The 10,169-nt window shown below is 68.7% G+C and carries 10 protein-coding genes; 4 read left to right on the plus strand and 6 right to left on the minus strand.

From position 1 onward, the window contains the following. The first annotated feature begins 35 nt into the window (after positions 1–35). A complete protein-coding gene (locus ACWDV4_RS29750; protein ID WP_449985551.1) occupies positions 36–635 on the plus strand; it encodes an NADPH-dependent FMN reductase in 600 nt (199 codons plus the stop codon). A 39-nt stretch (positions 636–674) separates the two neighbouring features. Here ACWDV4_RS29750 and ACWDV4_RS29755 read toward each other — a convergent pair whose 3' ends face one another. Further along, complete coding sequence (locus ACWDV4_RS29755) at positions 675–1,340, minus strand: N-acetyltransferase family protein (RefSeq protein ID WP_449985554.1); 666 nt, start codon at positions 1,338–1,340, stop codon at positions 675–677. A 356-nt stretch (positions 1,341–1,696) separates the two neighbouring features. Between ACWDV4_RS29755 and ACWDV4_RS29760 the strand changes: the two genes are divergently transcribed. From ACWDV4_RS29760 to groL, 3 genes are all read left to right on the plus strand, one after another. Beyond that, complete coding sequence (locus ACWDV4_RS29760; protein WP_184535519.1) at positions 1,697–1,900, plus strand: cold-shock protein; 204 nt, start codon at positions 1,697–1,699, stop codon at positions 1,898–1,900. A gap of 304 nt (positions 1,901–2,204) precedes the next feature. Then, positions 2,205–2,504: a hypothetical protein gene (locus tag ACWDV4_RS29765; protein ID WP_449985556.1), complete on the plus strand. Its 300-nt coding sequence runs from the start codon at positions 2,205–2,207 to the stop codon at positions 2,502–2,504. 407 nt (positions 2,505–2,911) lie between these two features. Continuing rightward, positions 2,912–4,534, plus strand: coding sequence for a chaperonin GroEL (gene groL / locus ACWDV4_RS29770; RefSeq protein ID WP_449985559.1), 1,623 nt, complete (start codon positions 2,912–2,914; stop codon positions 4,532–4,534). A 133-nt stretch (positions 4,535–4,667) separates the two neighbouring features. Here the strand turns inward: groL and ACWDV4_RS29775 are convergent, their stop codons facing one another. The 5 genes from ACWDV4_RS29775 to ACWDV4_RS29795 form a co-directional block, all read right to left on the minus strand. Beyond that, positions 4,668–4,859 (minus strand): hypothetical protein, encoded by a 192-nt coding sequence (locus ACWDV4_RS29775; protein WP_449985572.1) that lies wholly within the window; start codon positions 4,857–4,859, stop codon positions 4,668–4,670. 137 nt (positions 4,860–4,996) lie between these two features. Further along, a complete protein-coding gene (locus tag ACWDV4_RS29780) occupies positions 4,997–6,025 on the minus strand; it encodes a zinc-binding dehydrogenase (RefSeq protein WP_449985562.1) in 1,029 nt (342 codons plus the stop codon). A 44-nt stretch (positions 6,026–6,069) separates the two neighbouring features. Next, positions 6,070–6,498: a VOC family protein gene (locus tag ACWDV4_RS29785; RefSeq protein WP_449985565.1), complete on the minus strand. Its 429-nt coding sequence runs from the start codon at positions 6,496–6,498 to the stop codon at positions 6,070–6,072. A 65-nt stretch (positions 6,499–6,563) separates the two neighbouring features. Next, positions 6,564–7,481 carry a GNAT family N-acetyltransferase gene (locus ACWDV4_RS29790; RefSeq protein ID WP_449985567.1) on the minus strand — a complete coding sequence of 306 codons (918 nt, stop codon included), beginning with the start codon at positions 7,479–7,481 and terminating at the stop codon, positions 6,564–6,566. Positions 7,482–7,572: 91 nt separating this feature from the next. Beyond that, complete coding sequence (locus ACWDV4_RS29795) at positions 7,573–10,065, minus strand: S8 family serine peptidase (RefSeq protein WP_449985570.1); 2,493 nt, start codon at positions 10,063–10,065, stop codon at positions 7,573–7,575. Positions 10,066–10,169 lie beyond the last annotated feature (104 nt).

A 10,169-nucleotide genomic window follows, 5' to 3' on the forward strand; every position in this document is an offset into this window, starting at 1 on the left:
TCGACATTCAGCACAGCCAGTCAGGGAGTACGACGATGTCCAGCAGCAATCTCAAGCTCGCGGTGATCCTCGCCAGCGTCCGGCAGGGGCGGTTCGGGCCAGTGGTCGCGCAGTGGTTCGCCGATGAGGCGGAGCAGCATGGTCGGTTCAGCCTTGATCTCATCGACCTGGCGGAGATCCAGCTGCCTGCCGCGCTTCCAGCGAATCCGGCTGTGCTGCGGCAGATCGAGGGTCGGTCGGCCGAGCTGGTGGCCCTCGCCGAACGGCTCGACACGGCGGACGCGTTCGTCGTGGTGACCCCGGAGTACAACCACAGCTTTCCCGCGTCGATCAAGCACCTCATCGATTGGCACTTCGACCAGTGGCAGGCCAAGCCGGTCGGTTTCGTGTCGTACGGCGGAGTAAGCGGGGGTCTGCGGGCGGTCGAACAGCTCCGGTTGGTATTTGCGGAGATGCATGCTGTCACCACGCGGGACAGTGTGAGCTTTCCGAACTTCTGGGAAGTCTTCGAGGCTGATGGTCGCCTCAAGGAGCCCGACGCACCTAACGGCGCGGCCAAGGTGCTGCTCGACCAGTTGGCCTGGTGGGGTGGTGCCCTCCATGATGCTCGGCGGAACACCCCGTACGCCGCCTGAGGTCAACCGGTAGACGAACGCTGAGCGGTGGGGCCGGCGCTAGGCGGTACGGCGCATCTGGAGTTCGGTGAGTGTCGGCAACGTCGGGTGTGGGACGCGTACCCCGGTATCGAGGAAGCCCAGCCGTTCATAGGCTCGCGTCGCCCGGTCGTTGCCGACCACGACCTCCAGCATCAGCTCCGGCCGCCCGGCCGCCCGGGACCAGGCCGCCACATCCTCGATCAATTCGGCGAGCAGCCCTCGGCCCCGCCAGTCCGGGCTCAGATAGACGCCGAAGATTATGGTCAGCCCGGGATCGTCGGGCGCCGGGAAGCCGCCCGCGTGTCCCACGAGGCGACTGTTGCGCCCCACGGCACGGCCGTTGCGTTCGACAATGCGGCTGTTGTGCTCCGCGATCGACCGGACGGATCCCCGGGCGGTCGAGTCGTCGGCGATCCGGGCGGCGAACTCGTTGTGCGGGCGCGCCGCCGCCTCCGCCAGGGTCTCCAGGAAGGCGAGCGGCGAGTCAGCGAGCATCTCCAGCCGCAGCGCCCGCATCCGGGCCGCGTCGGCTGGCCGGATGCGGCGTACGACGATGTTGCCGTCGGCCGGTTGCCTACGGCGGCGGGTCGGGTCAGCGGTGCTGTCGACCAGGTGGCCCCGACGGCGGGGCGGGCCGGCCGGCGCGGCGGCGGGCTCCGGATCGGCAGCCCATGTGCGTGTCATGAGGCATGCCTACCGGGGCCCACGATGGCCGGCAACCTGATTCGGTAACGCCACTTGGGCCACTCCCTACTTACAGAGACAAGCGCCAATAGGTGAGCGTGTTTTCTCAGGTAAACCGGGTGGGTGTGGGTGGTGTGGCTGGCCCCATCGGAGAAGCGGGTGCGGACGGTTTTATCGGGTGGCTCGTCATGTCCGATTTGGGGTAGTGCGGAGCTGAGAGGGCTGGTGTACCGTGCGATTTCGACCGCTGATTCGACAGGCCGGACAGGCGTGTCGAAACTGGCGGTCCCGGCAGGCGTACGCCGTGGTCGGGGGTTGTCGTTGACCCGGCACCAATCGAAGTGAGGAAGTGCACCGTGGCACAGGGCACCGTCAAGTGGTTCAACAGCGAAAAGGGCTACGGCTTCATCGCGGTCGACGGCGGGCAGGACGTCTTCGTCCACTTCTCCGCGATCCAGATGGACGGTTACAAGGCATTGGATGACGGGCAGCGGGTCGAGTTCGAGATTGCCCAGGGCGAGAAGGGCCCGCAGGCCGAGAAGGTACGCGTCATCGCCTGATCGGTTGACCACCGCTTCTCATGTCTGATCCGGCAGGACCGTGGCCTGTTCAGGTCACGGTCACTGAGGATAGGGGTGGCGGAGTTGTATCCGGAATGGGGCGGCCAGACTGACCCCGACGACCCTTTGGTGGCGCCAGTCGGGGCCGGGCTCAATGGTTGGATCAGTCGGGTAGTGGGATCCGTCAGACGAAGCCGGTCAATTCTTTTACCGATCATGCTCGCTACGCAGGTCGGGCCGGCGCTGGTGATCGATCTTCTGACGCTTGGCGGAGCCGGCCCATCCGATACGCCGGGTGTAACCGATGGCGGGCCTTGCCCGGGCCCTGAGCATGGCCGCCCTGGTCGTCCTCTTCGAGCGAACCAATCCGATTGCGCGCTCGATGCACATGTTCCATGCCGACCCGGGCGCGATGCTGACCCGGCTGTTTCTCGTCTTCGCTACCTACTTCGGTGGCTTCTTCGTCATCGACTTGGCCCAGAGCGCGACTGAGTTGATCTTCGGGGTCGACCAGTTCGGGGCTGCCGCCCTCAGCAGCATCGTCTGGAATCTGTTGAGCCTGCCCATCTACTTGGTGCTGCTGGTCGCTCTGCTGGTCACCTAGGCCGAGCAGCGCGGCCACGAGTCGCAGGTGACTACTGCCCGACTGGCTCAGGAACTCGGGTGATCCTCGGCCGACTCTTCGTTGGCCTTCGGCTGATTCGACGTACGGGACCGAGTCCGAACCACGGACGGGACGCCCCGACGCGCTTGCACTCGGTAGGGGAGAGTGCTAAAAACAGGGTGTTGGCACTCGCACCCCGCGAGTGCCAAAGGTCGGGGCGGTAGGGCCACGGTCGCGCAACCGATGGAGACGGATGTGCGGCACATGGCCGGTCGTCGCGGGCTGTCCGCCCGGCCGGCGGACGTCATTGTCGCCAGGTAGTGGCGTCCGAAGGTGCGTAACCAGGCGGCCCACCCGTAGCCCAACCGGGATCGGGTGGCCGTGAGTGTCCAGGAGGACAACGCCGTATGGCCAAGATGATCGCGTTCGACGAGGAGGCCCGTCGGGGCCTCGAGCGGGGCATGAACACCCTCGCTGACGCCGTAAAGGTGACGCTGGGCCCCAAGGGCCGCAACGTCGTGCTCGAGAAGAAGTGGGGCGCCCCCACCATCACCAACGATGGTGTGAGCATCGCCAAGGAGATCGAGCTCGAGGACCCGTACGAGAAGATCGGCGCTGAGCTGGTCAAGGAGGTCGCCAAGAAGACCGACGACGTGGCCGGTGACGGCACGACGACGGCGACCGTCCTGGCCCAGGCGCTGGTCCGCGAGGGCCTGCGCAACGTCGCGGCCGGTGCGAACCCGATGGCCCTGAAGCGGGGCATCGAGGCCGCCGTCGGTGCCGTGGCGGAGGAGCTGGCCAAGCTCGCCAAGGACGTCGAGACCAAGGAGCAGATCGCCTCCACCGCGTCGATCTCCGCCGGTGACACCACCGTTGGTGAGATCATCGCCGAGGCGATGGACAAGGTCGGCAAGGAAGGCGTCATCACCGTCGAGGAGAGCAACACCTTCGGGCTGGAGCTTGAGCTCACCGAGGGCATGCGCTTCGACAAGGGGTACGTCTCGGCGTACTTCATGACCGACCCGGAGCGGATGGAAGCGGTCTTCGACGACCCGTACATCCTGATCGCCAACAGCAAGATCTCCGCGGTCAAGGACCTGCTGCCGATCCTCGAGAAGGTCATGCAGGGCGGCAAGCCGCTGGTGATCCTCGCCGAGGACGTCGAGGGCGAGGCCCTGGCCACCCTGATCGTCAACAAGGTGCGGGGCACCTTCAAGTCCGTCGCCGTCAAGGCCCCGGGCTTCGGCGACCGCCGCAAGGCCATGCTGGGTGACATCGCCATCCTCACCGGTGGCCAGGTCATCAGCGAGGAGATCGGCCTCAAGCTGGACGCCGCCAACCTGGACCTGCTGGGCCAGGCGCGCAAGGTCGTCATCACCAAGGACGAGACCACCATCGTCGACGGTGCCGGTGACGCCGACCAGATCCAGGGTCGGGTCAACCAGATCCGGGCCGAGATCGAGAAGAGCGACTCCGACTACGACCGCGAGAAGCTGCAGGAGCGGCTGGCCAAGCTGGCCGGCGGCGTTGCGGTCATCAAGGTCGGCGCGGCCACCGAGGTCGAGCTGAAGGAGCGCAAGCACCGCATCGAGGACGCCGTGCGTAACGCCAAGGCGGCCGTCGAAGAGGGCATCGTCCCCGGTGGTGGCGTCGCGCTGGTGCAGGCCGGCAAGACCGCCTTCGACAAGCTGGACCTCGCCGGTGACGAGGCGACCGGTGCGCAGATCGTCAAGATCGCGCTGGACGCCCCGCTGCGGCAGATCGCCGTCAACGCCGGCCTCGAGGGTGGCGTCGTGGTGGAGCGGGTCCGCAACCTGGACGCCGGCCACGGCCTCAACGCCGCCAACGGTGAGTACGTCGACCTGCTCAAGGCCGGCATCATCGACCCGGCCAAGGTGACCCGTTCGGCGCTGCAGAACGCGTCGTCGATCGCGGCCCTGTTCCTGACCACCGAGGCTGTGGTGGCGGACAAGCCGGAGAAGACCCCGGCTGCCCCGGCCGCGCCGGGTGGCGGGGAGATGGACTTCTGAGTTCAGAGTCCATCACGTAGGACAAAGAAGGGGCGGGCCGCGCGAGCGGTCCGCCCCTTCGTCATGCCGTCGTCGGTTCGACCGACTGCGCTACGTCGCCCGTACCGTGCCGTTCGAGGCGATCACGCTGCTGTCACGTCGGAAGTGGCCGTTGGTTCCGCCGCTTCTCGGCCCGGGTGAACGGTTGCCGGATCTGAATGGGCGCGTCGACCAATTCGACCGGCTCGTCGTACGGGTCGTCGTCGGTGCCGTCCATCTCGACCCGCTGGTCCGCGTCCCCGTAGTCGAGCCGGCTGAACGGAGCCTCTTCGGGCAGTTCCGTCATTCGGGCCCAGGGGGCCGATTGGAGATCGTCACTAGCTTCCTCGTCGTTCGCCATGACCTCCTCCTCTCAGCCACACGGTAGGACCTGGTGAGAGAGGAGATTGGTGGAACGGGGTATTGTGCCGGTTTACCCCTTTCTTATTGCGCCTTCTCGAACGGTCCGTCGTTCGTCGGCGGCTTTCGGCCCCACCGATCGGCGGTCAATACCACCATTCCCTCGGCTGCCCGACCTTCCAGTGCGGCGTGCGCATCAGCGGCCAAACGAAGCGGAAAGCGGGAGATGATCGGCGTGAGCCGGCCGGCTGCGGCCTCGGCGAGCGCCTGTTGCTGCAACGCGTACCAGCCGCCGGTGGGGACCATGCCCGGCCCGAGCGCCCAAGTGGCGGTGAGCCCACGAACGATCAGATCCGACGTGCTGATCGCGGTCGGTTCCCCGGCCGCCCAGCCGTACAGCAGGATGCGGCCACCGGGACCGAGCAGCTCGAACGCCGTACGACCGGCGGCACCGCCGACACCATCCAGGACGACGGTCACCTCGCGACCGTCCAGTGCGGAGCGAACCCGACTTGACCAGTCCCCGTCCCGGTAGTCCACCGCGATGTCAGCGCCCAGCGAACGAACCCGCTCGACCTTCGCCGGACCACCCGCCACCCCGACCACAGTGGCACCGACGTTCCGGGCGGCCTGTACGAAGAGGCTGCCGAGACCGCCTGCGGCGGACATCACCAGTACGACGTCAGCATCGGTCAACCGCGCCTGACGGAGTACGCCCAGCGCCGTCGTCCCCGTCGAGTTCATCGCCACTGCCGTGTCCGCAGCCAGGTGGTCCGGGATCGGGTGCAGCGCCTCGACACTGGCGATCGCCAGTTCGGCGTACCCGCCGTCCGAACCGAGTGAGGCGACCACTCGGCGACCGAGCCACTCCTCGGCCACGCCGGGCCCCACCGCCCCGACCACCCCGGCCACATCGCCACCGAGGATCACCGGAAGTGGCGGGGGCGGGTGCGGCCCGACCTGGACGCCGGCGCGCAGCCGGGTTTCGATCAGATGGACACCGGTGGCTTCGACATCGATGCGTACCTGGCCTGTGCCGGGGACCGGGTCGGGGACCTCTTCGAGGTGCAGGTTCGTGGCAGGGCCGTAGGCATGCAGTCGTACTGCGTACAAGATGTTCTCCTGGCGTCGGGAGGTGGGACCATCGTGTGGCGGGCCTACCAGCGTGGTTGGGGCTGCCCCGGCTCGACCTTGTTCTGCCAGGAACGGGTGCAGAGGACGTACCGGTAGCCGTCGGGATCGGCGATGGTGACGCCCCACCGATCCCAGTACGGGCTGGTGGAGACCACGGTTCCGCCGGCCTCGACGCACCGGTCCACCAGCGCCGGGTCGACCGGTCCGTCGAGGTAGAGCACGAGCAGATCCTCCGGGGTCGGCGTCGGACGTACCGCGAGATTCGCGCTGCCGACAAGTTCCAGGTGCCAGGCACCGTCGGGCATGCCGACCATGAGGAGATCGTGTTCATCTGGCTCGGTGGCTTCTTGCCGGTAGAGGACCGTCAGGCCGAGGCCGGCGACGTGGAACCGCTCCGCTGCGGCGGGATCGGACACCGGTCGGGCGATACGCAGGTGGGTCTGGGCATGCATGGCGGCGAGCCTAGAAACTGAACCGAGCTTGAGGTCAAGGTCAACTCTACGGCGCGCCCGCCGGCTCAGAGTTGCTTGCGGTAGAGGAAGAACACCCGCTCGATTCGGGCACCAGCACTGCCGGAATAGAACGGCACCGGGCCGACCCAACCGATCTGGGCCTGCTCGTGCCCGGCCGCTCGCTGGTCACGCAGACAGCGACGGAGCAGCACCGAACCGATGCCCAGCCCTTCGGCGGCCGGTGCCGTACCCATCGGCCCGAACCAGGTCGGCCGGGACGATCCGTACGCGGCGAAGCCAAGCAACTCGCCATCGCGTACGGCCAGATGGCAGCCGCCGTCCGCCCGGTTGATCGCGTGCGTGACCTCGTCGGTCCACGCCCCACCGAAGTGCTCCCCGATGAGCGCGGCCAGCGTCGGCACGTCCTCCGGCGTCGCCTGACGCACCGTGATGCCGGCTGCGGCCAGCCGCTCCTCGGCCGGCGCGGTGGACCGCAGTGCCGGCGAATCGTCGTACGACAGGTCGGCGGTCATGTTCCACGCCGTACGGTCCTGCTCGTAGCCGAGTTTCAGGGCCGTACAGATGGCCGGTGTGTACCGCACGTCGATGCCGGGCCAGGCGTAGTACGGCGGATTGCCGGCCAGTCGTACCTCGGTCGCACCCCGCTTGGCCAGCTCTTCCTCGGTGCGGGTCAGTAGTGCCCGGCCGATGCCTCGGCGACGGGCCGACGGCCGTACGGCGAGCAGGTCGACGTGCCCCCAGGCCGGATCCTTCGCGCTGATCGAGCTGAGCGCGACCCCGACGACGGTGTCGTCGACCATCGCGACGAGCCCAGCGGTACGCCCATCGGTGGGACGTTCGCGCAGTCGGGTGACGATCTGGGCCGCCTCGGCGGCGTCCTCCGGCAGGTCCAGCGCCTCGCGGCACAACTGCACCACGGCGGGGACGCCGTCGTCGGTCAACTCGACGATCACGTGATCCACAAGCGCGACCCTAGGGCATGGGTGAGGTGTTAGGAAGGGCCCCTTCCTATACAGAAAACGATAAGAAGGGGCCCTTCCTAACATCACTCCCCTACATCCGGGCGGCGCGAACGGCGGCGTACGCGTCAACCATGCCGGCGCCCTCGACGTTGGCGGTGGCACCACAATTGGCCGGGTCCGCGCCGGGGCTGACCGAGGTCGTAGTAGAGAGCAGGATCTCCCAGGTGCGGTCCAGGTCGCCGATCAGCGCCGGATTGGCCGACCACATCAGGGCCACCACGCCAGCCACGTGCGGGGTGGCCATCGACGTACCGTCCATGGCGGCGTAACCACCGCCGGGCATGGCCGACAGGATGTCCGCACCCGGGGCGACCAGGTCCGGTTTGACTGTCCCGCCCGGTGCCGGTCCGCGACTGGAGAAGTCGGTGACCGTCCGCTTGCGGTCGACCGCGCCGACCGTGAAGACGTCGGAATAGGTGGCGGGCGGGTCGTCCACCGAGCCGCAGTACGGGCCGGTGTTGCCGGCCGCTGCTGTCACGAAGATGCCGGCGGCGGCCAGGGCGGCGGTGGCCGGACGCAACGCGCCCGGGTCGCAGCCCTCGATCGTCGGGCAACCCCACGAGTTGGTCAGGATCTGCGGGGCCCGCTCCGGCCGCCCGTCGGTGAACGGATTACCACCGGTCGGGAACGGCGCGAGCATGAACTGTAGGCAGTCCAGGTAGCGGGCCGGGTTGCCGAGATTCCGGTCGAGGTTGACGCAGCCGACCCAACGAGCGCCGGGGGCCACCCCGACGTTGTTTCCGCCGACGGCGGTGGCCAGGGTGTGCGTGCCGTGGCCGTTCTGGTCGTCGGGGGAGCGGGTGGCGTTCCACGGGTCGTACCAGGAGTCGTCGCCACCCCGGAAGCCTGGCGCCAGTGTCGGATGCTGACCGTCCACACCGGAGTCCGAGCCGCCGACCACGATTCCGGTGCCGGTGACGCCGAGCTGCGACCAGACCCGGTCCGCGCCGATCAGGCTGAGATTCCACGGTACGGAGGTCGGGGCGGCTGCCTCGCCGTGTGTCACCCCGATCGGGGCGGGCAGCGGGCGGAGCCGTTGGCTGAGTAGCACCCGGCTCACCGCGTCGTGCCGGGACAACCAGGCCCGTACGGCCGGCCCGCCATCCACCTCGATCGCGTTGACCAGGTAGTACGGCGTGTAGTCCAACCCCAGCCGGTCCAGGTCCCGACGTAGTCCTGCCTGGGACCGCTCAGCGGTGGCGACCAGCCGTTGGTAGACCTCGCGGGCTCGGGCGTCCCGTCCGGCCTGACCCGGTTGGCCGTTCACCGTGGTCAGATCGGCCTGTTCCTTGAGCACCACGAAGAGACGTTCGCCATACAGGCCGGGCTGGCCGAGGCCGACGTACACGCCGGTGCCGGCGAGCAGGACGACGACGGCGGTGGCCGCACCGAGCCACCGCCGGGGGAGCCCGGCCCGGGGGCGGGCGAAGCTGAGGGCGTACCCGAGACCGAGCAGCAGCGCGACGGCGAGTGAGCTGCCGGCGGCAACGAGGGCCCAGAACGGTACGTCCCGGCTGGTCATCAGCAGCAGCGAGACTTCTTCCGGGTCGACGAAGGCCAGCGGGCCGAGCGTGGCCAGCCCGATCAGCCAGCCGGTTGCCGCCGAGGCACCCGGTGGGGTCCCGGATGAGGCGGCCCGCTGGGCCAGGGGACGCAGGGCCGCGAGGGCGAAGCCGGCCGGCGGCAGAATGAACAGCAGGGCGAGCTGCGTAGCTGGCTGCCCGATTCCGGCGGCGAGCAGCACCAGCGCCACCCCCGCGACCAGGCCGCCGAGCAGCACCGGGCGAGGCCCACTGGCCGGTCGGCGGTCGGTCGGCCGCTGGTACGCCGTCCAGAACCGGCCGTCGAGGAGGGTGGCGGCGAACCAGCCGGCGGCAGCTGCCACCGCCATCGCCAGTACGGTCTCCAGCAGCCCGCCCAGCGCGCCCACCCAGGCCCAGGGCAGCAGCAGCGCCAGTCCAGCGGCGATACCGAATCCGAGCGCCGACGACTTGGCGGTGAACTCGACGGAGGGCGAGTCGACCGGCGGCTCGACGACAGTGGGCGACGGATTGGCTGCCTGCTTGGCGCGGCGGGCCAGCCAGCGGAGCAGCACGGTGGCCAGCGCCAGGACGGCGGTCAGGGCAGCGAGGTAGCCCTCGTGGTGCGGCATCGGGATCGTCCGGAGCAGCCCGAAGACGCCGAGCCCGATGCTGCTGACCAGCCAGACCCGCCCAGTGGTGCGGACCGCTGGTGAGCGGGGCAGCGCGGCGAGCAGCCCGGCGGGGAGCGCGACCAGGGCCGCGTTCACCACCCCGACCAGCGGCCACAGCCAGGCTGGCTCGTCGATCCCGGAGGCGAGCAGCAGCTGTGCGATCAGCCAGCCGATCGCCTGGGTGGTGACGGTCAGGAACACCGCCCAGCAGCCGACCAGTACGGCGGCAACCACCGCACCTGCTCCGGAGCCTGTCGAGGGCGGGGTAGCGGGCCACGGTGGTGGCCAGGGCTGGGGATGGCCGTGCGGTTGCGTGGGACCGGACTGCATTCTCGAAACACTAGACGAGTAGTTCCGAAACCTGGTCAGTGGTCGTAAGCGATCAGTGATCGGGTGACGGGTGCTCCGGTCTTGTTGTTGTGCCAGATCCCGGC

It is taken from the genome of Micromonospora sp. NPDC003197, from assembly GCF_053590565.1.